Source organism: Paraburkholderia fungorum (assembly GCF_902833645.1).
GTDB classification, from domain to species: domain Bacteria; phylum Pseudomonadota; class Gammaproteobacteria; order Burkholderiales; family Burkholderiaceae; genus Paraburkholderia; species Paraburkholderia fungorum.
Genome location: NZ_CADFGE010000014.1, coordinates 197,250 through 221,957, shown reverse-complemented (window position 1 = coordinate 221,957; position 24,708 = coordinate 197,250). Strand labels below are relative to the sequence as shown.

18 protein-coding genes are annotated in these 24,708 nt (G+C 62.4%); 8 read left to right on the top strand and 10 right to left on the bottom strand.

The window, feature by feature from the left end:
• Positions 1-100: 100 nt before the first annotated feature.
• Positions 101-1,084, bottom strand: a complete 984-nt coding sequence (locus HWX91_RS33580) for a helix-turn-helix domain-containing protein (RefSeq protein WP_028199889.1) — start codon at positions 1,082-1,084, stop codon at positions 101-103.
• A gap of 819 nt (positions 1,085-1,903) precedes the next feature.
• On the opposite strand from HWX91_RS33580, the gene HWX91_RS33575 reads away from it, so the two are divergent.
• The 4 genes from HWX91_RS33575 (at position 1,904) to HWX91_RS33560 (ending at position 7,526) form a co-directional block, all read left to right on the top strand.
• Positions 1,904-4,180 (top strand): hypothetical protein, encoded by a 2,277-nt coding sequence (locus HWX91_RS33575; protein ID WP_028199890.1) that lies wholly within the window; start codon positions 1,904-1,906, stop codon positions 4,178-4,180.
• Positions 4,181-4,375: 195 nt separating this feature from the next.
• Positions 4,376-4,525 (top strand): hypothetical protein, encoded by a 150-nt coding sequence (locus HWX91_RS33570; protein WP_167346779.1) that lies wholly within the window; start codon positions 4,376-4,378, stop codon positions 4,523-4,525.
• Between the two features lie 20 nt (positions 4,526-4,545).
• Positions 4,546-4,998, top strand: a complete 453-nt coding sequence (locus HWX91_RS33565) for a GDP-mannose mannosyl hydrolase (RefSeq protein ID WP_028199891.1) — start codon at positions 4,546-4,548, stop codon at positions 4,996-4,998.
• Positions 4,999-5,144: 146 nt separating this feature from the next.
• Positions 5,145-7,526, top strand: a complete 2,382-nt coding sequence (locus HWX91_RS33560) for an RICIN domain-containing protein (protein WP_028199892.1) — start codon at positions 5,145-5,147, stop codon at positions 7,524-7,526.
• Between the two features lie 41 nt (positions 7,527-7,567).
• Here the strand turns inward: HWX91_RS33560 and HWX91_RS33555 are convergent, their stop codons facing one another.
• Positions 7,568-8,653, bottom strand: coding sequence for a glycosyltransferase family 4 protein (locus tag HWX91_RS33555; RefSeq protein WP_028199893.1), 1,086 nt, complete (start codon positions 8,651-8,653; stop codon positions 7,568-7,570).
• Positions 8,654-9,373: 720 nt separating this feature from the next.
• Here HWX91_RS33555 and HWX91_RS33550 point away from each other — a divergent pair.
• Positions 9,374-11,326 carry a glycoside hydrolase family protein gene (locus tag HWX91_RS33550; RefSeq protein WP_028199894.1) on the top strand — a complete coding sequence of 651 codons (1,953 nt, stop codon included), beginning with the start codon at positions 9,374-9,376 and terminating at the stop codon, positions 11,324-11,326.
• Positions 11,327-11,451: 125 nt separating this feature from the next.
• Here HWX91_RS33550 and HWX91_RS33545 read toward each other — a convergent pair whose 3' ends face one another.
• Both HWX91_RS33545 and HWX91_RS33540 read right to left on the bottom strand, forming a co-directional pair.
• Entirely contained in the window at positions 11,452-12,990 is a 1,539-nt protein-coding gene (locus HWX91_RS33545) for an amino acid permease (protein ID WP_030101995.1), read from the bottom strand.
• 76 nt (positions 12,991-13,066) lie between these two features.
• Positions 13,067-13,843 (bottom strand): SDR family NAD(P)-dependent oxidoreductase, encoded by a 777-nt coding sequence (locus HWX91_RS33540; RefSeq protein ID WP_030101996.1) that lies wholly within the window; start codon positions 13,841-13,843, stop codon positions 13,067-13,069.
• Between the two features lie 270 nt (positions 13,844-14,113).
• Between HWX91_RS33540 and HWX91_RS33535 the strand changes: the two genes are divergently transcribed.
• Positions 14,114-15,088, top strand: a complete 975-nt coding sequence (locus HWX91_RS33535) for a helix-turn-helix domain-containing protein (protein ID WP_028199897.1) — start codon at positions 14,114-14,116, stop codon at positions 15,086-15,088.
• Positions 15,089-16,363: 1,275 nt separating this feature from the next.
• On the opposite strand, the gene HWX91_RS33530 is transcribed toward HWX91_RS33535, so the two are convergent.
• The 4 genes from HWX91_RS33530 to HWX91_RS33515 all read right to left on the bottom strand — a co-directional run bounded on the left by HWX91_RS33530 (position 16,364) and on the right by HWX91_RS33515 (position 21,306).
• The gene (locus HWX91_RS33530; RefSeq protein WP_028198768.1) at positions 16,364-17,848 is read right to left on the bottom strand and encodes an MFS transporter; all 1,485 of its coding nucleotides are present in this window, start codon (positions 17,846-17,848) and stop codon (positions 16,364-16,366) included.
• Positions 17,849-17,939: 91 nt separating this feature from the next.
• Positions 17,940-19,196, bottom strand: a complete 1,257-nt coding sequence (locus HWX91_RS33525; RefSeq protein WP_028198769.1) for a CaiB/BaiF CoA transferase family protein — start codon at positions 19,194-19,196, stop codon at positions 17,940-17,942.
• Positions 19,193-20,170 (bottom strand): hydroxymethylglutaryl-CoA lyase, encoded by a 978-nt coding sequence (locus HWX91_RS33520; RefSeq protein WP_028198770.1) that lies wholly within the window; start codon positions 20,168-20,170, stop codon positions 19,193-19,195. Before HWX91_RS33520 ends, HWX91_RS33525 begins: the two co-directional genes overlap by 4 nt.
• Positions 20,171-20,412: 242 nt before the next feature.
• Positions 20,413-21,306 (bottom strand): LysR substrate-binding domain-containing protein, encoded by an 894-nt coding sequence (locus tag HWX91_RS33515; RefSeq protein WP_028198771.1) that lies wholly within the window; start codon positions 21,304-21,306, stop codon positions 20,413-20,415.
• Between the two features lie 179 nt (positions 21,307-21,485).
• On the opposite strand from HWX91_RS33515, the gene HWX91_RS33510 reads away from it, so the two are divergent.
• A complete protein-coding gene (locus HWX91_RS33510; protein WP_028198772.1) occupies positions 21,486-22,139 on the top strand; it encodes a LysE family translocator in 654 nt (217 codons plus the stop codon).
• Positions 22,140-22,317: 178 nt separating this feature from the next.
• Positions 22,318-23,106: a sulfite exporter TauE/SafE family protein gene (locus HWX91_RS33505; RefSeq protein ID WP_028198773.1), complete on the top strand. Its 789-nt coding sequence runs from the start codon at positions 22,318-22,320 to the stop codon at positions 23,104-23,106.
• Positions 23,107-23,156: 50 nt separating this feature from the next.
• On the opposite strand, the gene HWX91_RS33500 is transcribed toward HWX91_RS33505, so the two are convergent.
• Both HWX91_RS33500 and HWX91_RS33495 read right to left on the bottom strand, forming a co-directional pair.
• Complete coding sequence (locus HWX91_RS33500; protein ID WP_028198774.1) at positions 23,157-23,405, bottom strand: hypothetical protein; 249 nt, start codon at positions 23,403-23,405, stop codon at positions 23,157-23,159.
• A 338-nt stretch (positions 23,406-23,743) separates the two neighbouring features.
• Positions 23,744-24,094: a BON domain-containing protein gene (locus HWX91_RS33495; RefSeq protein WP_028198775.1), complete on the bottom strand. Its 351-nt coding sequence runs from the start codon at positions 24,092-24,094 to the stop codon at positions 23,744-23,746.
• Positions 24,095-24,708 lie beyond the last annotated feature (614 nt).

The following is a 24,708-nucleotide window of genomic DNA, read 5'->3' as shown; positions in this document are numbered from 1 at the left end:
TATAATTCTGTAAAGCAGACGAAACACTTACCGAGACGCTGCCTGACGGGCGCGCCTGGCCAGACGCTCAGCCGCGCCGGGCCAGTTTGCGTCATGTGCGCTATCCGCCCACCATGCGGCGGCTTTGAATCCGGAATTCCGTTGGGGAAATTCGCATCCGTTTGCGGAAGACTTTCGCGAGCCGGTCACCATTGCCCATACCGGTGCGCCGGGCGATCTTGTCCACCGGCAGCTCCGACTCGGTCAGCAGACTGCAGGTCACCGCGAGGCGTTCATGCAACAAAAAACTGGAGGGCGTGATACCCATTTCCATCTTGAAGCGGCGCAGGAAGTTACGCTCGCTCATCGCGGCAAACTGGGCCGCATCGGCAATCGAAATCGACTGCTGGCAGTTTTCTTGCAGCCAGCGGGCCGCCGCGCGCACTTTGTCGCCGGGGCTCAAACCACCGTCTTCGCCAAGCAGCGGCGCAAGGTTCGAGCACGAGTCCGCGAGCAGGCGCTCGGCCACGGTGCGCGCGGTCGCGCCGCCGAGATCGCGCTTGATCATCGCGAGCGCGCTTCTCATCGATTCGAGGCGGTCGCCCGCATCACCGTTCTGCTCGGCCTGGCGCGGCATCGACTGCGGCTGATGAAAATCTCCCGCTTCCCGGCTGTCCGGCACGTAGGCCGCTTCCAGCAACGCACGCCCTTCCGCGATCGGCCGGATCATGCCGGTATTGCGGCGAACGCGCCGCAACCACGCGATCAGGCGCTCGTCGCCGGCTGCGGCGAATGCACCTTTACCGCCGGCGACATATAGCGCGTCGAAGCCGCCGTAATGCCGCGCGTCAAGTCCGTCGGTCCAGACCCGCAGGGCCGATGACGAGGTCACCATGCCGCCGTCGGCCGACAGGAAGGAAACGTCATACAAGCCGCCGCCCGAACCGGACGATGCCAGTTCGTTCGCAGCCTGGAACACCTCGGCAACCACGCCCGCGCCCTGCAGCGAGCAGTCGTTGAACATCAGTATTGCGATGCGACGCGTACCCTTGTTGGGTGCGTGCACCCGGCGCAGCATTGCTGACTCGAGACTCGCGCAGGTCATAGTCATCCTCTCACCAGAAAACGGATCTACTGGATCTACTTTTCAACCTTGAACGCACTCCGCAGAACGATGCTCTGTGCAGTGCATCATAGTCATCCGCAATCAAGCATTTAGCCGCCATGACCGAAACCGCAGACATGTTGGCGTTTAGATATGGTGGCCGCCCAGTGATTTTCGGAACAATCCCGCCATCACCTGTTTGGCAATGAATTAAATACCGTTTCTGCATATGAATGCATTTACGACCTGCGAATCATAATGCTAATTGGCGCGAGTTTTTGTGCGTTGTCACACACATCATCGCTACTCGAAATGGTCGAGTTGCAATTTGATCCGCCCGCCATTCCGCAGATTTGAAGTGACTTCTTTCCCTCACGCCGCGAGAATGAGCGTAGCCGCCCTGCACACACCTGTCATTGCTCTTACCAGATGCCCACAGGGCTTTCTTCTGACGATATTTTTGCCTGGCAGAGACGTGTAAAACAGTGTCCAATATAAGCAATTTTCCAGAGACAAAATTATTTAATTGGTTGTTATTGGATCCGGATAATATAAACGGAACGATTAATGTTTCAAACGTGAAACACAGAAATAAGACAACTTTAGACCGCCCGGCAATAGACGGGCCAATGGCGGATTCTGTCGGATCGGAGGCGGTACATTTCCGCCATCGAATTGCGGAAATGCTCTATGCGGTTTGCGCAACAGATCGCGGCACGCAGTAGCCTTAGGCGGGTCTGGCCTGGTGAACTAGCCATCCGACGACGTTCCATCATAGGAACTCGCCGGAACAGGTACGTCGAATCACACGGGGAACACATGTCGAATGTATGCGAATACCAAGCGCTGCGACCACTCACCAGGGCCCGTGTCGCCCACGGGTTGGCGCTCTACATCGCTGCCTCTGCGGCGGTGTTTATCCTGCTGGGCGGCGTCGCCTCTGCGTGTCATGCGGCGGGGGCTTCAGCCGGGCCTGACAGCGCGAGCAATGCCGAACTTGATGTCGAAGGCAGAAAGTGGGCACCCTGCGCGGCGGAATACGGTACTTGCCGATTCAGCGGCACGCGCGACGTGCTGTATGGCACCGTCGAACACCATGTCATCAAGACGTTCTCGAACAGCGCCGATTGCAATAACGGTGTGTTCGGCGATCCGGCACCCGGAGTGGAGAAGCGCTGCGCGGTCGCGCTCACGGCGGCGAAGGCAGTTGCTGGAGCCCCGGCAAACCAGAACGCCGTGCCGGACACCGGGGGCGCGCTGCCTGCCGCATTGAAGGCGCCACCAGGACCGGGCCTGCGCTGCGCCGCGCCCTCCTCTCAAGCGCGCGCGGCGGCAAACGGCGATCTGCTGGAAGCGGACACGCCGAGCGACGGCACCCGCTTGTTTTCAACCGACAAACCCTTCGCACTCGTCTTCACAACACGTCCGACGCAAAGCGACACGCTCAACTGGCAAATCCGTGACAGCTGGAATACCGTGCGCGCCAGCGGCCGCTTTCCTGTTGCAGCGGGCGCCACGCTATCTACCCTCAGTTGCGCGTCGAGCATCGCCGGCTATTTCGCCGTCTCGGCTTCGCTGGAACGCGCACACGGCCGGCTCGAATCGCGCGGCACACGTCCCGCGGGCATCGCCACTTTCGGCGTGCTGCCCGACACCGCCGCTGCATTGCCCGCAGTGCGCTTTCCCTACGAGGACCTGCATCGATTCGGCGGACAGGGCACGGCCTACCTTGCACCCGGCCAGCACTGCTGCGACGGCGACGGCTACCGGCCGGTCTATACGGCGCTTGGCCTTTCGTGGGCAAACGACAACCGCAACTGGTATACAGAAGAGCCGAAAAGCGCGGGCACGTTCGATCTCGCGAACAAGCAGTTGCTCCCCTATTTCCGGCGCGGCGACATCATGCGCCTGATCCAGCTTGACGGCATTCCTCAGTGGGCCAGTCCGACCGGTAAAGAGACCCACAGCTATGCGCCGACTTCGCTCGTACAAATGAAGGACTACATGGCAAAAGTCGGCGCCGAATCCAATCGCGCGCGGCTCACCTACTTCCCCCAGCAACGCGACAACTACTATCAGGTGACATGGGAGCCGGATGCCGATGGCGGCCTGCCATGGCGCGACACCGACGCGAATTTCGTCGCGATGTATAAGGCCGTGTGGGAGGGCATTCATCAGACCGACCCTCACGCCGTGGTGATGGGTCTGACGTATGCGTCGGTGCAGGCGAACGTCGAGTGGATGCGCCGTCTCGGTCCGCTCGGAATCGGCCGCTATATGGACGGCATGACCATTCACGGGTATTACGACATCGGCACGACACCGTCGCATCCTCCCGAGCGTGTAGCCGATCCAGGCAATCTCGGCACCGTGCAGGGCGCGCTGCCCGCCGCGATGCGGGCGCTGCGTCACGAGATGCATCTGTACCTGAAACCCGGCGCGCCGCTGTTCGTCACCGAGACCGGCATCAGTTATGACATCGGCGAGGCGTACGGCAAGAACTATCCGAATGCGAACGTGCTCTACGCGCAAGCCGCGGTGGTGGCGCGCACGCATCTCATTCTGCTGGGTGAAGGCGCGGATATGACCTATGTGTTCTATCTCGCCGACATGCCGGATGCAGCGCCTGGCTACGGGATTTTCTTCGAACTCGATCATCCGACCGGCGCCTACGGTCCCAGTCACATCAGCCCCAAACCCGCCGCGCTCGCGGTAGCGGCAATGACGCGAATTATCGACGGCACGGATACGCTCGGGCCGCTCAAAGGATTGCCGAAAGGGGTTTATGCCTACGCATTCCGCCGGCTCGGCGGCGGCAAGATCGTGACCGCACTATGGACGCACGACAACGACACATGGAACGCTAAAACTGGTTTCAGCGCGAGTCAGAGTGCGGATTATCGTTTGCGGGTCGACGCGCCCGGCAGCTCGGGCGAAGTGACCGTACTCGACATGATGGGCAACGCATCGGGCCTGCCGTATCGCGACGGCTTCGCGAACCTCAAGCTGTCGCCGGCACCCATCTACGTCGTCTCCACCAATGCCGCCGTGCTCAAGGACGCGGTCAGCACGCCGGAGGGTTATGTTGCCCGCTAGCCGTACCTTACAAAGCGTGCATGTCACACGCTGCCGGCACGGCGTGAGCACCCCCGCGCGCGCTTCGATCAACACGGTTCGCTGTCGCCATGCACCGATACTTCGGCGTGTTGTGACAGTGCAGCCGCCTGTCGACCCACGTAGAATCCAGGCGATTGTTGGTTCGTACGCCTATCAACGCGCTGGAGCCAGGAGATGAGCGGGCTCGCATGGACAATGCTGGTGCTGGCCGCGATGGTCGGGGCGTTCCTCTTCGCCACGATCGGCGCGGTTCTGCTCGCATTGCTGCTGGCCAGTGTCTCCAGCCGTCTTACCGAGGACGATGAGCATCGTCGCGATTACTAGCGCCCCTTTCAGGAGAAACCATGCTGACTGAGATCGACTTCCTCGACGTGGTGCGTCTGACGCCACTGGTCGCAATCGATCTGATCGCGCGCGATGCCGAGGCTCGCGTGTTGATCGGCCATCGGCGCAACCGCCCCGCGCGCGACACCTGGTTCGTTCCCGGCGGACGCATTCATAAAGACGAAACACTCGACGCCGCATTCGCACGCATTGCCGACGCCGAACTGGGCATCGCCAGACTGGCGCGCTCGACGGCACGCTTCGAAGGCGTTTTCGAGCACCACTACGAGGACAACTTCGCCGCCGAGCCCGGCGTGTCGACACACTACATCGTGCTCGCCTATGCGCTGCAACTCACCAGCACCGTTCCGGTGGGCCGGCTCGACCAGCACCGCGAATATCTCTGGCTTTCGCCTGCGGCGCTGCTCGCGCGCCCCGACGTTCACGAGAACACCAAGGCTTACTTCCGCTGACGGCAAGCTTACTGCCAACCCCAGTCGCCCTGTTGCCGGCGCCTGCCGTTGCCCGCGGGCGAAATTAATACCCACTGTGAGTTCGCCAACGTGGCGACCCACGCCGATACAGTATGATCGAGCTCACCATCAGAGCTCGAATCAATATGCGATCATCGGCAGCCAGGCTCGTTCGCGATTCATCCCTTGCTTTTCTAGCGCTACTCTTCTTCGCTCTCATTCCCGCCTCGGCGCGCGCGGCCGATTGCAGCGCCGGTACGCTGGTCACGGTCGTCGCTCACCTCGATGACGATCTGCTCTTCGTGGACCCCGCTATCAGCGAACGGCTCGATGCCGGCTGGTGCATCACCATCGTGCATCTGATCGGCGGCGCCAATGGGGCGAACTTCGCTTACGTACAGACTCGCGAGCGGGCTTCGCGGCTCGCCTACGCGCGGATGGCGGGAGTGCCCGACGAATGGATCGAAACAAACCTTCCCATTGCCGGCAAGCTCGTGCATCAGATGGTGCTGAAGGCGAAGCCGCAGGTGCGCCTGCTCGAATTCCGGCTGCCCGGCGGCGCCGTGCGCGGCGGCCGCGTACCGCTCGGCCTCCTGTGGGAGCAGCACGCCACGCTCTCCACCTATCCGATGAATGCCGACGGATCGGTGCGCGTGCAATACGATCGGGCCTCGCTGTCGGCCACACTGAAAGCGATACTCGCCGAGGCTTCGCAGATCTACACGCTCAATCCCGACACGGTGCCGTTTCTCGAGCATCCCGATCACATCTACGCCGCACGTATTACACGCCACGTCGCCCAGACGCTGAACAAAAGCGTGCCGATCGTCTATCACGTCACCTATCCGACCGGCGACTGGCCCGGCAATGTGCCGGCGGCTGAAGTGCAGCGCAAGCGCGATATCGTCGCCAGCTATTTTTCTATCGACGGCAACGAGTCCTCGCACGTATTCGGCGAGTTCCAGTGGGACGGCAACTGGGTCGCGCGCCGCTATGCGTTTGCCGATCGCAGCGACCACCGCATCGCGGATTTTCAGTCGCGTCCCATACAGCTCTTCAATGCGGCGGCAAACCGCTGCCTAACTTCCGCGGGCAGCGGCCATGCGCCGACACTCGCCGAGTGCACGGGCTCTGCCGCACAACAATGGCGCTGGGATCCGCTCACTGTCTATCCTGGCAATACGCAGAACGCCGCGCTCGTCAGCGTCGCGACTTCGCAATGCATCGCCGAACGCGACGGCTATCTGATCTCCGAGGCCTGCGATCAATGGGACATGGCGCAGCGCTGGACACCGTGGGACTTCGGCCTCGTCTATACGCCGCTGCGGCACTGCCTCGGCGAGAACGACGGCAGGCTGACCATGCGCGGCTGCACGGCGCTTACCACACGCTACCGTTGGGCAACCACGCAACACACCCAGGCAACCGATTTGCGGCTCGCCACTGCCATGATCGGCGACATCGCCGGCACCGGTGAAGCTTCCGCCGTGTACGTGCAGCGACAGCACGACGGGCCCGGATTCAACGTCTATGCGGCGTCGCTCGTGAAAGCCTCGCCCCCCGCGCTCTGGTACGCGAGCACGGTCCCATTCGATCCTCGCGCCACCGCGCCGAGCTGCACGAATAACGCGCTGTGCTTCGACAGCGCACGTTTTCTGCTCGGCGATTTCGACGGTAAAGGCAAGGCTGATTTGATGGTCATCACCGCACGCCAGGGCGGCACTGCGTTCTGGCTGCTGCGCAGTACCGGCGAGCGCTTCGAGGCGCCGCGTCTCTGGCTCCAGACCGGCAATGCGTTCAGGCCTGAGTTGACGCAGCAGTATGTGGCAGCGGATTTCAACGGCAGCGGACGTGCCGGCGTGCTGATCGCGCAGAAGCGAACCGACAGCGGACTCGACCTCTGGCTGGCGTCTTCCACGAACTCCGCGGGCACGGCGCCCACGCTCGTGGCCCAGGCCAGAGCCCTGCCGCAAAACGTCAATCTTCTCCCGGTTCAGGTGCCGGGGTCACGCGCGTCATTAGTTGCGGTGGGGGCTGCGAACGGTCTGCTCGCGCTCACGCAGATCGCCAACGACGGCACTCGCATGAGTGTCGGCGAACGCCGGCTATTGCCGGTGAATTTCCAGCCCGATTTCGTCAAGGTGACCCTCGGCGCCGTACATGGCAAAGCGAGCAATACGCTGATTCTTTCGACACCGCATTTCGACGGCGCAACCGATGACGCGGTCATCGATATCGCCACGCTCGATACAGCGGATGCGAGCAGCGTACCTGTGCAGGCGGCGACATTACGCGGCATGTCCTGGTCGGACGTGTTTCCGTTTTTCGTGCGCGACAAACGCAATGCGGCACTCGTGTTGTTCCGGAGAACCGATGCGACGCTGGGCAATTTCTATTTCACCGGCGGCGCGCCGGCGCTGACGCGCTACCCGGTCGGCAACGGCTTCGCGCTGGGGCCGGCCCAAGACCTCGGCGAGTTGCCGGGACTATTTTCGGAGACGGTGCGGATCGACCGGTTAGCGCAGTAACGGGCACCGTAACGCGTGCCGACCGATCGATCCAGCGTCCTTCAGGCCGACATCTGCAGCGGCTGGACGAACTGCCTCGCGATCTTCATGTAGCGATCCGCGGTGTCGTGCAACGTGTAGCCCGCCAGTTGGCGGCTGGCGCGCGGCGTGTCGAGTGCCTTGAGCAAGGCGCGGCCATAGGCTTCGGGATCGGCCGTATCGACGAGATTGACGCCGGCAAATCCGCTGGCAAACAGGAACGATGGAATCCGGCTCGCCACGACAGGAATACCCGAAGCGAGCGCCTCCAGAAAACCAATGCTTTGCGCCTCGAATTGCGACGGCATCGCAAAGACACGCGACGAACGCAGGATCGCGGCGACATCGGAGCGCGGCCCGCACACAGTCACGCGGCTGTCCAGACCGAGCTGATTAACGAGCGACACTACCGCCTCGTGATAAGCGACGTCTTCGACCACACCACACAGGAGCAGGCGCGCGTCGGGCTCGCTCTGCACGACACGCTCGAACGCGCGGATCGTGTGCAACTGACTCTTGCCTTCTATGTAACGGCCTAGCTGAACGATCTGCTTCGCGGGCGCGGCGCTATCCAGTACCGGTGCGCCGTTGTCCTGCGCGAACAGCGATGCATCGACCCCGTTCGGGATCACGACCAGCGCCGGGTGTTTGCCGATTTCTCTTAGATACTCGTCGATATTTTTCTGCGACACGCCGATCACCGCTCTGGCCCGCCGCGACAGCAGCCGCTCGGCCTGCTTGAGCGCGCCGTTCTCGAAGTCATTGACGCCGGAGTGCATGACCCACGCGATCGGCGTATGCACGGGCAGAAGACGCACATAGAGTGCGGCGAGCGTGGCATGAGCCACGATGAAGTCGGGGCGAAACTGACGCACGACGCGATACAGGTGCAACAGCTTGCCCACCCTGCCGTACTGGACACCTGGAAACAGGCAGGTGACGCCCGCGGCCTCGAGCTCCGCGCGAATGTCGACGAAATCGTCCTGCTGGGGAAGCAGCGATGCGATGCAGACCTCATGGCCGCCGCGCTGATGATGAATCGCAAGCCCCTTTACCAGCACCTCTGCCCCGGAAAGTCGCGGTGCGTGAACCAACTGAAGAATTCTCACGATTTATCTCTCTGGATAACCGCCCTTTTTACGCAGCGGATGGGGATGCCTGCTAGCAAGTACCGGCCCTAAAAAACATCGGCATCCCATCATGTTTGTCTGGCGCACCCTTTTGCGGAACGTCGCCTGGTCTTCCGAAAAAACAGCGACAGTTCCGCCGCGAAGTCACTGTCGCGAGGAAACGTTACACCGAAGGCCCAGCACTTTTACGCCATCCCCAAGGCGCAATCGGCTATGGAATGAGCGCTACCGCCCACTTCCCGGTGGTTCACGCCTATTCGACCAGTTAGGCATCCACCACAAATCTTTTCGACCCCACTTCTGAATGGCGGATAAAGACTAGTCTATCCAGACAATTATTCTGATGTGATCAATGCAATTAGTACTGCATTATTGTTCATACGTAACGACTCGTTACTTCTTTTAAACACACTCCTGCGTATCGTTGCGGTCGATTCTCCCCAGCAGTGGCTTTCCTTCTTACAGAACAGTAAAAAGTTCATCGAGCGGCGCCATGGACTCAGGCACTGCGATATGAATTGCGCTGTGGCTCACGACATTGGTTGTTTTCGTCGCACCTTCCCGGGCCGTCCGATTCCGCCAGATCCGCCATGACGAGCGGCGCGAATTCGTACGACGTTAATTTCTGTTCACTTCGTCTCCCGCCGCGCGTTGCGCGAAGAGACGCAAATGTTCAGCTCACGCATTGGTTAGAGATTGATGAAATCGCAACTCCTCCTACTCTCGACACTTTCCCTCGCACTAGCCGGCTGCGGTGGCGGCGGCGGTGGTAGCGCCGGCACCAGCGCCGCGACCCAGGCCAACGGCAGCGCCGCTCCATCCAGCGCCGCCAACCTGAGCGCGGCAGGAAACAGCAGCACCGGCGGCACCGCCACGGTGAATGGCGCGGGCACCACGGCCGCGGCACTCAGTTGCGCAGCGCCGGCCGTCTCGGCCGGCTCGGGCAGCGCCACCATTTCAGCCGATACGCCGAGCACGGACGGCACGCGTATCTTCGCCGCCGGAAGCACATTTCAGCTCGCCTTCACCACCAACGTACCGAATGCCGACACGCTGAAGTGGGCCGTCACGGACACCCTCGGACGGGTGGCCGCGAGCGGCAGCACCGCCGTGCCGAGCGGTTCGAAAACCATCACGTTCAACTGCACCTCGACGCTCGCCGGCTATTTCGCGGCGACCGGCACGCTTGCGCAGAACGGCGGGCAGTTGCCGCAAGCGGGCACCCGTCCGGTCGGCATTGCGAGCTTCGGCGTGCTGCCGAACCTGGCCGGTGTCGTGCCGGCCGTCACCTACGCGCACCAGGAGCAGCATCGCTTCGGCATGCAGGGCGCGAACGACAACGGCCCGCTACTCGCCGCCCTCGGTATTTCGTCGACGATCGACGATCGCCAGCTCTCGACCATGGAACCGAACGGACCGAACACATTTAATCCGTCAGCCAACAGTCTCGATCCGTTCTACACGAGCGGCAAGGTGATGCGCCTGATCCGCCTGGACGGCATTCCCGCATGGGCGAGCGGCACCGGCGCGTTCCAGGACGATACGAGCGTGCCGACCAATCTGTCGTACTACCAGAGCTATATGAGCCGCGTCGGCACCGAATCGAACGCGATTCGTGCGGCGTATTTCCCGACCCAGTTGGCGAACTACTATCAGGTGACGTGGGAACCCAACCAGTTCTGGACCGATACCGACGCCAACTTCATCGCGCTGTATCAGTCCGTCTATCAAGGCCTCCACTCGACCGATCCGAATGCGGTGGTGATGGGTCCCGCCGATGCGTTCCCGAGCCTGACGACGACCCGTCTGAAGCGCCTCGCGCCGCTCGGCTTCGGCCAATACATCGACGCGGTTGCCACCCACGGCTACTACGACGCGGGAACCTCGCCGTCGCATCCGCCGGAGCGCTACGATGCCGACCCGTCTACCGCGGAAGGTTCGCTGCGCGGCCAGATGCGTGATCTACGCGCGGAAATGGCCGCCGATTACCGTCCGGGCATGAAGCTGTTCTCGACGGAAGCCGGCATCAGCTACGACCTCGGCACCTCGTACGGCCCGAACTATCCGACTGCCAACGTGCTGTATGCGCAGGCGGCGGTCGCGGCGCGCATGCACATCATTACGCTCGGCGAAGGCGCGGATCAGACCTACGTGTTCTACGGCGCGGACTATCCGGGCGAAGTCGGCTATGGCACCTTCTTCGATCTGAACGACGCGCAGGGCGCATTCGGTGCGACGAACATCAGCCCGAAGCCGGTCGCGATGGCAATCAGCGCGATGACGCATACGCTCGACGGCACGCATACGCTCGGACCGGTAAACGGCACGCCGACCGGCATCTACGCGTACGCGTTCCAGCAGGTGGGCAACGGCGCGGTAATCACGGCGCTGTGGACGCACAACAACAGCGTGTGGGACGCGAGCGTCGGCTTCAGTTCGAGCTACAGCGTGCCCTATAGCCTCACGGTGGATGCCCCGGGCACGAGCGGCACCGTCAAGGTTATCGACATGATGGGCAATGCGTCGAGCGCGAACTACAGCAACGGTACGCTGACGCTCAACCTGACCGAATCGCCGGTGTATGTGGTGTCGAACAACGCGTCGGTCGCCAAAGCCAACACGACGGTTCCGGTGGGATACGCCGGGATCTGAGCCTCATCCGTCACACCATGCGGCAGATGTAAAGACGTCAGCCGGCTCCAGGGCCGGCTGACGTTTGTTCTTTCAGACATGAAGGGCGGCCGCGGGCCGCGCGTTCGCAGAGTTTCGGTCTGCTTTCAGCTTTCCCCCAGCCGTCCCTCCAGGCCGCTCAGCTCCTGCTCGCGCTCCTTCGACACCTTGCCGACCGGCGGCCCTGCAAAGCTCTTGCGCACACCGGCGCCGTACCAGATCGCCAGCAGTACCGCGAGCAATCCGACAATCACGTACACCACTTTCTGGTTCGGCGGCTGCATGCCGACGTAGGCGAGCACGAGTGCACCGAACACCGCGGCCACTGCGAACGGCTTCGACAGCATGCCTAACTGGAATGGTCCCTTCTCTTTCCACGTGCGGCCTTCGGCAAAAATACCGGACGCAATCGGCATGGCGTAGGAGATGAACAGGAATACGGCGCTACCCGCGCTCAGCACCGTGAACGCATCGCCGTACAAGGTCACGACGATTGCCAGCACCGCCGAGGTCCAGATCGCGGCACCCGGCGTACGGTGCGCCGCATTCACTTTGCGCAACCACTTCGAACCCGGCAAACCGCCATCGCGAGCGAATGCGAACATCATGCGCGAGGTCGATGTGACGGCGGCGAGACCGCATACGTAGTTGATGAAGAACATCAGCAGTTCGATCAGGATGCGCAGCGGTCCCGGAATCGGCGCGAGAATCGCTTCGAAGAATCCCGTGCCCTGCTTTACCGCAGCACCGATATCCGGCATGACCAGCACGAAGGCGCACACCATCACGTAGCCGAACGTGGTCGACCAGAACACCGAACCGACAATGCCGCGCGGCACATTGCGCGCCGCCTGATGGGTTTCCTCCGAGGTATGCGCGGAAGCGTCGAAGCCCGTGATCGTGTAGGCGGTCAAGAGCAGGCCCGACAGAAATGCCATGGCGATAGTCTGCTTGGGCCACGCGCCGCCATCGACACCGGTGAAGTTGGTGAAGGTATAGAGCCGTGACAGATCGATCTTGACTGGCGAATAGACCAGCAGAGACACCACCAGCATGATCGTCACCACGAAGATCAGATAACCCGACAGGTCCGTGATCTTGCTGGTGATGCGAATGCCGCGATGATTCAGGAATGCTTGCGAAGCGGTAATCGCCGTCAGAAAGAGCGTCTGCTGCCACCAGCCGAGCGAATCGGGACTGACACCGAACATCGGCGCGATCAGTGTGCGAAAGAACGGATCATAGGTGCCGTAATTGATCGCGGCGACAACAAACACGAGACCGAGCAGATTCAGCCACGCGGTGAGCCAGCCCCACATCTTGCCGCCCAGGATGGAACTCCAGTGATAGAGACCGCCGGCGGTCGGATAGGACGACGCAATCTGCGCCATCGCGGCCGCCACGATCAACGCGAACAGCGAGCCGAGTGGCCAGCCGAGTCCGATCGACGCCCCGCCCGCCGCCGACAACCCCATCTGGAACGACGTGATGCCGCCCGACAGAATGCAGATCAGCGAGAACGACACCGCGAAGTTCGAGAACGCCCCCATGCGCCGTGACAGTTCCTGCGCGTAGCCCATCTTGTGCAACAGCTTGACGTCGTTGTCGACGGGTTCCGCCGACGGCACGGCCGTGTTGATGTCCATGACGCGATCCTTTGAACAGGGTTATGGCGAAGCGGCTAAGCAATAGACCAGCGTGAGCGCGCGACGCAAGACCGGCTCACGCAGCCGTAAAGCAGTTATCCACGTACAGGTGGGCGCCGTTGACGAAACTGGCGTCGTCGCTGGCGAGAAAGAGCGCGGCGCGTGCGACTTCTTCCGGCGCGCACAGACGGCCTTGCTGCACCGACAGAGCCGCTTCGCTCGCATCGAAACCATATTTGGCGAGCGCGCTGATTTCGCGCCGTCCGTGCGGCGTGTCGATGAAGCCTGGGCACACCGCATTGCAGCGAATGCCGCGGTCGCGATACTCGACCGCAATCGAACGCGCGAACATCGCGCACGCGCCTTTGGTCGTGCAGTACAGCACTTCGAGCGGCGTGGCCGCCACTGATGAGATCGACGCCGTACACACAATCGAGCCGCCGCCCGCGGCGAGCATGTGCGGCAGCACTGCGCGCGTCATCATGAACATGCTTTTCACGTTGACGTTCATGAGCCAGTCGTAGTCTTCGTCGGTGGTATCCACGAAGGGCTTCACGACGATGCTGCCCGCGTGGTTGAACAGCACGTCGATACGCCCGAAACGCGCCATGACGTTCGCCACGGCGGCATCGACCGCTGCGCGCTTCGATACATCGGCGGCAAACAGTTCGGCTGTTCCGCCTGCCGCGCGAATGCGCGTCACGACTTCCTCGCCCGCATCGGTATTGATATCGACCACCGCGACCTGCGCGCCTTCCTGCGCGAACAGCAGCGACGCCGCGCCGCCCGCGCCCGTCGCGCCGCCCGACACGATTGCGATCTTGCCTTCCAGCCTGCCTGCCGATCTGCTCATGCGTGACTCCTCTTCCAGTGCCTGATGCGTTGCATTGCGTGACGTGTTGTGCACAAAGTAGGGGCGGCAAAAAGCGGCGACTATCCAAAATTGGCAAAAAAGTAAAAATCCCGTAAAAATTCGGCTTGCTGACAAATGCATTACACGCTGACATTCGTGCGCCCTGCTGCCTGTGCGGACGGCCTGCTCCAGAAGCGCGACGCGGTTTTTTTTCGCATACACTGGTCGGCACCATGCGTTTGGGGAGCGCCAACAGAATCGGGAGAAGCTATGCAGCCGGTCAATCAGACAAGCAGCGCCGTCGAGATCCACTGTTGCCGGAACATCGACGAACAGGCGATGTTGCTCGACGCGTGGAATCAGAGCTATTGCCAGATTTCGCGCGGCGCCTTCGACGGCTCGGTGAGTTCGTTCTCCGCGGGCGGGGTACGGGTGCTGGTGGAGCGCCTGAACCGCACGGTTTATCAACGCGGGCAGGTCGCGCTCTCCAGGCTGGCCGTGGGCGTTCCATTTCAGCTCGAAGGACATGCGCTGCTGTGCGGGCAGACGAGTCATCGTGACGGTCTGCATGTTTTTTCCGGCGATGGCGGGTTTGAGTTTTTATCGCCCGACAAGCACGTGGTGGTGAACCTGGAGATTGAGCCTCGCGCGATTGCCGATGAACTGGTGCGCGTGCAGCTCGAGGACATCGCGCCGTTACTGGGCGCGAGGCCTGGCGTACTGAATGTCGACCCGGCGAGGTTGCAGGGCTTTCGCGAGGTGCTTAAGCACTTGCTCGACGCGGTGGCGGCTACGCCGACGTTGCTCGATAACGCGGGCGTGGCGGCTTCGTTCGAGAAGTCGGTGATCTTTGGTCTTGCCGAGGTATTGCAGGGGATGCGGGATGCCGATCCGCACGGGCAACTCGAGGCGCGGACCGCGCGGAACTGGCAGCTTGTGCGCGGTGTACGCGAGATGGTGGAGGAGTCGCCGGATTGTCCGCTGTCGGTCGCTGAGCTATGCGCGCGGTTTCGCGCGAGCCGGCGGACTTTGCAGTATGCGTTTGAGGATACGGTTGGGGTGAGTCCTTCGGCTTATATACGAGCTGTTCGGCTCGATCATGTGCGGCGGGAATTGCGGAGTGCCGGGTCGGTTACCGAGGTCGCTACGCGGTGGGGGTTTTGGCATTTTGGGAATTTTTCCAACGAGTATCGGGGGCAGTTTGGGGAGTTGCCGAGGGAGACCTGGCGCAGGAGTAGAAGTTAAGGGAGTTTTTTTTGCCTGCCCGGCAGGGGAGGTCTTCGCGACGATTGTTGGTTTTGTGCCGTTGGCCTTTTGGTTGATCTGGATTTTTGGATTTCCTTGCGGTGCTCGTTGTCTGCTCTGGTGTTGGTCTTTTGGCCTTTCCTTGCTTTCTTATCGGTCTATTAGCGTTGCCGCTGTGCTGGTGTTGGTCTTTTGGCCTTTCCTTGCATTGTTAGTGGTCTATTAGCGTTGCCCCTGTGCGGGGCGGCACCTACTTTTCTTTGCCTGCCGCAAAGAAAAGTAGGCAAAAGAAAGCGGCTCAAACCGCTAATTCTTAAGCGGGTCCCCCGCGCAGTAACGGTAGTGGTGCATCTGGAATCCGTGCCCCCGCGCACTCCGCGCTAGTGACAAGGCGCTCATCAGCTCCCACTCCGCACTGCGTGCGTCGCGGATGGGTCTGCCAGGGAAACCAGTGGGGTTGCTTCGCGCAGCGAGCAGGCCGCAAGGGCTTACGCTGTTAAAAGTTCGTCATTCGAATGGAATGAGGCCGGCGATAGAGGCTCACCAGGCACCGGCGGCCCGCACGACATAATCGATGTGTGCGAACCGTAGAGACGGTTTTAAGAACTGGGTATCGGCGCGCGCAGCGCCGCCGGAGGTATGACTGCCTTGTCACTGGGGCGGAGTGTGCGAGGCGACAGATTCCAGATGCACCACTACCGTGGCTGCGCGGGGGACCCGCTTATGAGCTTGCGGGGTGAAGCCGCTTTCTTTGCTTATCTTTCTTTGCGGCGGCAAAGAAAGTAAGTGCCGCCCCGCACAGGGGCAACGCTAATAGACCACGAACAAAGCAAGGAAAGGCCAAAAGACCAACCCAAACAGACCACGAACAATTCAAGGAAAGGCCAAAGACCAGAAGGGCAACGCCAAACCAAACCACAAACCCAGCAAGGCACCGCCCAAATTCCAGATCAACAAAAAAAGCGTCGCGAAGACCCCTCCCAGCCGGGCAGGCAAAAAAAACCCCGCCAAAAACACCAAATTCAGCGCACACTCCGTAACTGCTCCCTCGCGGAGGGACAAACGCCTATTGGGGAGCCCATCATGGCAAAAGGTCAAATGCGCAGCAACCGCGAAGTAAAGAAACCGAAACAGGCCAAGAAACCTACACCGGCCACAACACCGTCGGGCGCGCCGCCGATCCGCGTTGCCCCAAGCAGCTCGGCAACCCAGAAAAAGAACTAGGCAAGCACCAACCCGGCAGCAAGCCCGCCCCCACCAGGCGGGCCTCAACCATCACTTCGAAATATCCTCCAGCGCAACATCCCGTGTCTTCGGCCCAAGCGTTCCGATCGCCACCATCACCACCACCATCGCGCCCGAAATAAACACGAACACGCCATTCACACCAAAACGGCTCAAACACCCCGCAATCACAAACGCGGAAAACATCGCGGAAAGCCGGCTCCACGAATAAACAAATCCCACCGCCCTCGCCCGAATACCAGTCGGAAATAGCTCGGCCTGATAGGCGTGGTAGCTATACGAAATGATATTGCCCGCCAGCACGAGGCACACACCCAGACTCACGAGCAATACCGTCTCCCGAGCCTGGCTGAACAGCAGCCCGCACACCACGTTCACCGCCGCCATGCAGATAATCACCGTCTTACGCTCGAAGCGGTCAGCAATCAGCATCCCCAGCAATGGTCCCAACGGCGCAGCAATCGCAATGACGCTCGCATACATCAAGCTCGTCGTGACCGTAATGCCCTGCCTGATCAACAACGTCGGAATCCAGTTCGCAAAACCGTAATAACCCATCGTCTGGAACACGTGGAAAATAATCAGCATCAGTGTGCGCTTGCGGTACGGCGGCATCAACAGATCGCGAAACGCCGCACGCGCACGCACCGGTTCGGGCAACGCCGGCTCCGGCAAAGGCCGTCCATATTCCCGCTCGACGCGCGCTTCAAGCCGCTTCATCACCGCGTCGGCTTCCTCGATGCGGCCCTTCTGCGCGAGCCAGCGCGGGCTCTCCGGCAAACGCCGGCGAATCCACCACACCACGATCGCGCCCACTACGCCGGTCAGCACAACCAGACGCCAGCCGTCGAGACCGAAGTAACGGTGCGGCACCAGCAAGTACGATAGAAACGCCACGATCGGCACCGCGCAGAAACCGACAGCCTGCGAAAAGGCCGCTGCGCGACCACGCACGTGCTTCGGCACGAGCTCGGAGATGTACGTGCCGATCGTCACGATCTCCACGCCAATGCCAATCCCCGCGATGAAGCGCCAGAGGTTCAACCCAAGCGCCGTGTCCTGGAACGCCATGACGACGTTGGCCGCGGTGTACCAGAGCAACGACCAGGTGAAGATCGCGCGCCGCCCGAAACGGTCGGCGAGAAAACCGCATGCCGCCGTGCCAATGAACAGGCCGGCAAACAACGCCGCGATGAAACTCGCCACGCCGCTCGTGCCGAACAAACCGTGCGTCGTCGCGGTCAGAATGCCGCTACGCACGAGACCCGGCGCGATGTAGCCGGAGAACATCAGGTCATACAGCTCGAAGAAAAGCCCGAGGCTCAGCAGCATCACCAATTGCCAGATCGAGCGCGTGGCGGGCAGGCGGTCGAGCCGCGCGGAAATGCGCGCACCGCCTAGCGCGATCTCTTCAGCGCGGCCGCCCGCCGATGCACCAGCGTCCGAAGGCAAACCACCCAGCGCGCCAGCATCGCCAACCGCTGTCGCATATACCGCATGATTCGACGATTTCATCGTCTGTCTCCATGATTTCCGGTCTGATGCCGGATGAGATTGATCGACTACGTTTCATGCAACGAGTACTCACTGCCTCACACCATCACGCTCACGCAGCTTCTCGCGGCACCTGCCCCGCACCGCCGCCCAACGCCGCGATCTGTGCCTCGTCGTAGCCCAAACCGCGCAGGACGTCGGCGGTGTGCTCGCCGATCTTTGCGATTGGCTGGCGCGGTTGCAAACGCGCGCCGTCCATCGAAATCGGCAACAGGGGCATCGCAGTTTCGCTGCCGTCGTCGAGGGTCAATCGCGCAAGGCCGCCGCTCTCGTTCAGGTGCGGATCGTCGAACAGGTCTTCGGGTTTCGTGATCGACGCAAACGGAATGTGGTCACGCTCGAACAGCGGCACAAGCGCGGCGCCTTCGAAGCGGCTCAAGGTTTCGCCGAGCGTCTGCAGCAGCCACTCGCGCGCCAGCACGCGGTCGTTGTTGGTCGCAAGGCGCGGGTCGGCCAGCAGGTCGGCACGCTCGAGAATCGCGCACAGCGCGCGCCATTGGCCGTCACCGGTGGCAGCGATAAACATCTGCTCGTCGTTGGCAAGCCGGAACACGTCGTAGACCGCCCATGCGCTGATGCGCTCGGGCATCGGCGCGGCAGCCACGCCGGTCGCGGCGAACTGCTGCATGTGCTGCGCGGACAGCAGGACGCAGTTTTCGAACAGCGCGCTCTGCACTTCCTTGCCGCACCCGCTCGTATGCCGCTCGTGCAACGCCGCAAGCACGCCGATCGCGCCGAACATGCCGCCCATGATGTCGTTGACCGAACTGCCCGCCCGCAACGGACGGCCTACCGGCCCGGTCATGTAGGCGAGACCGGCCATCATCTGCACCACTTCGTCCAGCGCGAGACGGTGTTCGTACGGACCGTTCAGAAAGCCTTTGTGCGAGACGTAAATCAGCCGGGGATTGCGTTCGCGCAGCGACACATAATCGAGACCCAGGCTCGCCATGCGGCCCGGCTTGAAGTTCTCGACGAAGACGTCCGCGGTATCGACCAGCTTGTGCAGCGCGGCCAGTCCCGCTTCGCTATCGAGGTCGAGTGCGACACTCTTCTTGTTGCGATTGAAGGTGCGAAAAAAACCCGCACCCGTGCCAAGCAAACGGCGCGTACCGTCGCCGCGCGGCGGTTCGACCTTGATGACTTCGGCGCCAAGGTCGCCAAGAATCATCCCGCAGGTCGGCCCCATCACCATATGCGACAACTCGACCACGCGGATGCCCGCCAGCGGCAACGCGCCCTGTTGCTCCGCCAGAGAAACGGATGCGGAAGTGGTCGAAGAAACGGGAGCGGAAGAATCTGAAGTCATTGCAACACCTGTGAGTCGGAAGGTTCGATACGTTGCGGCGCGGCGCTGAACTGCTTCGGCAAACCGGCTCGCGCCAGATAGCCGTACAGAGGTTCGCCAGGTAGCGCCTCAGCGAGAATGCGGCGCGAGGCGATGAGTCGAGTAAGGTCGATGCCGGTGTCGTAGCCCATGCTGTCGAGCATGAACACGACGTCTTCGGTGTTCACGTTGCCGGTTGCGCCCGGCGCATGCGGGCAGCCACCGAGACCGGCCAGCGACGCGTCGAATTCACGGATACCGTGCTGCAACGCGATCAGCGTATTCGCGAGGCCGAGGCCGCGCGTATCGTGGAAATGCAGCGAGCGCAACTTGCTTCCCGCCACCGCTCGCACCAGCTCGATGATCTCGCCCACCTGGCGCGGCGTCGCTTCACCCGTGGTGTCGCCGAGTGCAATGGCATCGGCGCCGGCCTGCAACGCGGCGCGCGCAATCTGCTCGATGTCGGTATAGGGCACCGCGCCTTGCAGCGTGCAGCCGAACACGGTCGACAATCCCGCAATCAACTCCACGCGCCGCGCGTTTGCACCAGCCGCGCTATCGATCAGCTCGCGCATCGCGGCAAACGATTCGATCATCTCAGCGGGTGTCTTGCGGACGTTGGCAAGGCTATGCGCCGTACTCACCGAAATCGGCGCGACGATCCGATGTACACCGGACGCGAGCGCGCGCTGTGCGCCCTTCAGGTTCGGCACCAACGCCGTCACGATCAGATCGCCGTAGGTCAGCGCGTGGGCGATCACGTCCTCGGCGTCGGCCATTTGCGGCAGCAGCTTCGCCGGCACAAACGACGCGACTTCCATATGCCGCACGCCGGCGGCATAGGCCGCGTCGATCCAGCGTCGCTTGAATTCGGTGGGCATCGTGCGCGCAATGCTTTGCAGACCGTCGCGCATGCCGACTTCGGTCACGACGACGCGCTCATGGGTGTCACTCATGGTCTTGAATCCCGGTCTTGAATCTTGCGTGGAGGGCAGGGAAAGAAGTTGCTGAGCGACAGCGTGCCCGCGCGCGGCCGCGCGGCAAAGTCTGCGTTGACGACGTTCTCCATCGCCGCTCGCGATGGCGGCTCAGGCAAGCTGGACGGGCGTGCTCCGTCACAAAGGGAAAACCCTTAAGGACTTGTCAGAGGGTGTTCAGAGCGCGTTCGACCCGCGCTCAATCTACGTTCCGCGCACGCTCAGGCGAGGCGCAGCAGATGGTCGAGCAAATTCGACGCCGCCAATGTCAGCGCCTTCCGGTCGCGCATGCAGATCACGAAGCGCCGCTCGGCCCATGCTTCGCTCAACGGCACGGCAGTAATGCCGTACTCGTCGGCGGCATGCCGGGACAACGCCTCACGTGGCAGGATCGCGACCGCAAGGCCGGCCTGGATAAAACGATAGGCGGCGTCGAAGGTCGATACGTAAGTTCGGTAGTTGAGCTCGTGGCCTTTTTCCGCCGCAATGCGCTGCATCAGCGCGTTCATCGAGGCGTTCGACGCAAGCCCGAGATGGTCGAACGCCAGGCTCTGCTCAAAACCGATTGCGGCCTCGCCGGCCAGCGGATGATCGCGCGGCACAAGTAGCGCGAGATGATCGGAGCGATACCGCAACACGTCGAGATTGCCCATAGGCACCGAATCGCGGCAGATGCCGAGATCTGCCACGCCCTCTTCCAGACCGCGCACGATCTCGGTACTGACGCGCTCTTCGACATCGACGCGAATCTGCGGATTGGCCTTCAGAAACACCGACAGCGCCTCGGGCAAGAACTCGACCATCGACGACACATTCGCCAGCACCCGTACATGACCGCGCGCGCCGGCCGCGTATTCGCTGAGCTCGGCCTGCAGGCGTTCGTGGCCCCGCATGATGAGCCGCGCGTGCCTGAGCAGCGCCTCGCCGGCGGCAGTCGCGCGCACGCCGCGCTGGCTGCGCGAGAGCAGCGCGACGTCGACCAGCGCTTCGAGATCGGCGAGCCGCTTGCTGACCGCGGACGGCGCAATGAACTCGCGTTCGGCCGCGCGCGCGATCGTGCCCTCCTCGCAGACGGCGATAAACAAGCGCAGTGTCACCTGATCGATTTGCCACATGGACGGGCGTGCCCTGGGTGTTTGGAGTCGGAAAATTATGCCCGAGGAACGCGGCGGGCAGCTTGCCCGGGATTTTCGCTCCGACTATGCTTGTGGACGCGCCGGCCGGACGCCTGCATGCACACTAGAAGCGCGGCGCGCGGCCCACCACCGAACAGAACAACCTATCAAGGCTCTCCATGTCCACCGCCAGTCTCTTCGTCACCTCCGCCGGTGTCGGCCTCGCGATTGCCGCGCCGGTCGGCCCGATGGGCATGCTGTGCATTCGCCGCACGCTGACGGGCGGCCCGCGCGCGGGGCTCGCGATCGGCTTCGGCATTGCCACCGGCGACGCGGTTTACGGCCTGATCGCGGCGCTCGGCCTCGTCGGCATTTCGCAGTTCATGCTGGCCTACGACCGCCCCTTGCATCTGGTCGCCGGCCTGTTCCTGCTGTATCTCGGCGTGCGCACGCTGTTGCAGAAAGCTCCAGCGGAAGCCGCCAACGGCAATGGCGGCAGCGACGCTAACGGCAAACTCGCGCAGGTGGGCCGCGCCGGCGCGCTACGCGCGTATGCGAGTTCATTGCTGCTCACGCTGACCAATCCGCAAACCGTCATCATGTTCGCCGCGCTGTTCACGACACTCGCGCCGCGTGGGGCATTTTCATCGAGCATCGCATTGACCACGGTCGGCGGCGTATTTTGCGGTTCGATCGCGTGGTGGTGTTTTCTCGTGACGGTCGTGTCGCTCGCGCGTCATGCGATCGGCAGCAAGTTGCGCGTCGCGATCGACCGGATCGTTGGGTTCACGCTGGCGGCATTCGGTATCGTCGAAATTCGCCGCGCGCTTTGAGTGGGGTTTAAGGCCTGGCGGCGCGCTTCGTACGCGAGCGCGGCAGTTTTGCGACAATAGCGGCTTTCGCCGTGCCGCCACGCGCCTGCCGCCGACCTTCGCCGACACTCGAAGGCCGGTGCGCGTAGGCCTTGCCGCCTGATCCGTCCAACCCACCCGACCGTCACCGGTCCGCTCAATGGCTCTTCCCCACATCGATCTGCTGTACTCCGTCTCCGGCCTGTTCGTCGGCTTCCTGGTCGGCCTGACGGGTGTCGGCGGCGGCTCGCTGATGACGCCGATCCTGGTTCTGCTGTTCAACGTGCATCCGGCTACCGCGGTCGGCACCGACCTGCTGTACGCGGCCGCCACCAAGGCGACGGGCACGCTGGTACACGGCCTGAAAGGCTCCGTCGACTGGCAGATCACACTGCGTCTCGCGGCCGGCAGCGTACCGGCCGCCACCCTCACCTTGATCCTGCTGCATCGGTACGGGATGGACACGCCGGGCGCGAGCCGGCTGATCCAGATCGTGCTCGGCGCCGCGCTGCTGGTCACTGCCGTGGCGCTGGTGTTCCGTCCGCAACTCGCGGCGCTCGGCGCGCGCCGCCGGCGCGCCCCGCGGCAAGGCCGCACGCTCGCGCTCACCATACTGACCGGCGCGGTGCTGGGGGTGCTGGTGTCGCTGACTTCGGTGGGGGCCGGCGCCATCGGCGTGACGGTGCTGCTGCTGCTCTATCCGTTGCTGCCGACCACGCGCATCGTCGGCTCCGATATCGCGCATGCGGTGCCGCTCACACTGCTGGCGGGCGCGGGGCATTGGCTGCTGGGCTCGATCGACTGGTCGATGCTGTTGTCGCTGCTGGTGGGTTCGCTGCCCGGCATCGCGATTGGCAGCTATCTGTCGTCAAAGGCACCGGACGCGCTGCTGCGCAACGTGCTCGCCGCCACGCTCACGCTGGTCGGTGTGCGCCTCGTGCTGGCGTGAAGCGGGCCTGAGAGACATAGACGGCGGCGCTGGCGGCCCCGCTTGCGCTTCTATTTGAAAAACCGGCAGGTCAGGTCGGCTTCGAACTGCTTGACCCATTGCCCGCGACGGTCCGGATAACTCTGTGCCCAGCCGCCGCGACGAACCGTGACGAGGCGCTCATGTGGAGCCTCGCCCGGATTCAGGCGGGCGCTGATGTCGAAATGCACCGGCGCAAAGCCGTGCCGTGCGCATACCAGTTCGAAAGCCGCCCGATCGCCGATAGGCAAATCGGTGTAGCGCAAAAGCGTGATGTCCATGGCGAAGGCTCCCGTTTCCCTCACATCACAGTACGCTTCATGACGCGTTAATTGTGTGTCGCAGCGCACGCAGGGGCCGTTGCGGCGCCGGCGTCCGACCCGCAACGGGTCTAAGCCATCATCGCCGCTTTAAAAATAATCGCCACGAAAAATAAAGCGAAAAAAAAGCTCCGGGTATTAGCCGGAGCCCTCGCACTGGCATGCCTCAGAATGACGCATAACGATCTTGAATCGCCCACGCCCTCCGATACAGCTTTGCGCGCCTGACGGCGCCTCGTGCGCCAGTTGCAAACTGCTGGTGCCAGGCCGCCTGATGCGGCCTGCCGATTGCAACTGTCTTACTGCTGTACAACGGTCAGCTTGTTGGTTACCGACGTCACGCCGGCAACGCCCTTGGCCACCGTACCGGCGTTGTCGATCTGGCCTTGATCAGGCACCGAGCCCGTCAGGGTCACCGCACCGCCACGAGCACGCACGGCGATGTTCGACACGTCGATACCTTGCGCCTTGGCAAGCGCGCTGCGCACCTTGCGGCCGAGTTGGCCATTCGCCTTCTTGGTGGCCTTGGCGCTTGCAGCCGGCGCGGCGGTCGTGCCCATCGTTGCATCGCTTGCCTGAGCGTACACGTTGCACGCCACCACCATTGCCACGACCGAGCCCAGCGTTTTCAGAAAACCGACCGATTTCATAGTTTCTATTCTCCTTAGCTACACATTGGACCGCATATACCAGCAGCGGCTTCGTTACGACTACGTGCGGCTATCCAGGACGCGACAAGGCGCGGCTCAGCGACGGCCGACTATGGCTGCAACACGGTGTGCGAGAGGCGAGAGAAGCCGGCCGCCGTTATCGCATGCGCATCCACGCATACATGCGGTACGAGAGCCGGCAAGCCGCGAAGTCCGCCGGCGCGCCCGGTTCTTATCTGTCGTGCCGGGTCACGCCGCGCAAACATTTGTTCGCGACAGCGATGCACAATTTAATCTAGCCGCGCCAGAAGCGCAAAGGGTTTAGTCATCCCTCGAGGTGGCTGCTGGTTGTCATCCGGTCATGGATCGTGTTTTATTCATGCACTGTTCATATTTTTGGCCGGGAGCCGGTTCACCGGCCGCTCACGAGGCCGTCATGGACCATTCGTGCGTCATTCATGCTTCGGTCATTTCCCCTTCACGGGCTGTTCACACGCTGTTCACTCGCTGTTCACGAATTGTTACGGGTTTGACAGCGCCCGCGCCGGCCCGGCGCTGCGCCACCGCGCGATTCTCGGGTACCATCGGCGCGACGCGCGCTGCCGTGCGGCGTG

What these genes read in the sequence shown, in the direction of transcription:
- HWX91_RS33530 (WP_028198768.1), bottom strand. Translation starts at nt 17,848, where the DNA reads ATGAAATCGTCGAATCATGCGGTATATGCGACAGCGGTTGGCGATGCT.
- HWX91_RS33505 (WP_028198773.1), top strand. Translation starts at nt 22,318, where the DNA reads ATGGCTCTTCCCCACATCGATCTGCTGTACTCCGTCTCCGGCCTGTTC.
- HWX91_RS33540 (WP_030101996.1), bottom strand. Translation starts at nt 13,843, where the DNA reads ATGAGCAGATCGGCAGGCAGGCTGGAAGGCAAGATCGCAATCGTGTCG.
- HWX91_RS33545 (WP_030101995.1), bottom strand. Translation starts at nt 12,990, where the DNA reads ATGGACATCAACACGGCCGTGCCGTCGGCGGAACCCGTCGACAACGAC.
- HWX91_RS33495 (WP_028198775.1), bottom strand. Translation starts at nt 24,094, where the DNA reads ATGAAATCGGTCGGTTTTCTGAAAACGCTGGGCTCGGTCGTGGCAATG.
- HWX91_RS33520 (WP_028198770.1), bottom strand. Translation starts at nt 20,170, where the DNA reads ATGAGTGACACCCATGAGCGCGTCGTCGTGACCGAAGTCGGCATGCGC.
- HWX91_RS33550 (WP_028199894.1), top strand. Translation starts at nt 9,374, where the DNA reads ATGAAATCGCAACTCCTCCTACTCTCGACACTTTCCCTCGCACTAGCC.
- HWX91_RS33565 (WP_028199891.1), top strand. Translation starts at nt 4,546, where the DNA reads ATGCTGACTGAGATCGACTTCCTCGACGTGGTGCGTCTGACGCCACTG.
- HWX91_RS33515 (WP_028198771.1), bottom strand. Translation starts at nt 21,306, where the DNA reads ATGTGGCAAATCGATCAGGTGACACTGCGCTTGTTTATCGCCGTCTGC.
- HWX91_RS33510 (WP_028198772.1), top strand. Translation starts at nt 21,486, where the DNA reads ATGTCCACCGCCAGTCTCTTCGTCACCTCCGCCGGTGTCGGCCTCGCG.
- HWX91_RS33525 (WP_028198769.1), bottom strand. Translation starts at nt 19,196, where the DNA reads ATGACTTCAGATTCTTCCGCTCCCGTTTCTTCGACCACTTCCGCATCC.
- HWX91_RS33575 (WP_028199890.1), top strand. Translation starts at nt 1,904, where the DNA reads ATGTCGAATGTATGCGAATACCAAGCGCTGCGACCACTCACCAGGGCC.
- HWX91_RS33560 (WP_028199892.1), top strand. Translation starts at nt 5,145, where the DNA reads ATGCGATCATCGGCAGCCAGGCTCGTTCGCGATTCATCCCTTGCTTTT.
- HWX91_RS33535 (WP_028199897.1), top strand. Translation starts at nt 14,114, where the DNA reads ATGCAGCCGGTCAATCAGACAAGCAGCGCCGTCGAGATCCACTGTTGC.
- HWX91_RS33500 (WP_028198774.1), bottom strand. Translation starts at nt 23,405, where the DNA reads ATGGACATCACGCTTTTGCGCTACACCGATTTGCCTATCGGCGATCGG.
- HWX91_RS33570 (WP_167346779.1), top strand. Translation starts at nt 4,376, where the DNA reads ATGAGCGGGCTCGCATGGACAATGCTGGTGCTGGCCGCGATGGTCGGG.
- HWX91_RS33580 (WP_028199889.1), bottom strand. Translation starts at nt 1,084, where the DNA reads ATGACCTGCGCGAGTCTCGAGTCAGCAATGCTGCGCCGGGTGCACGCA.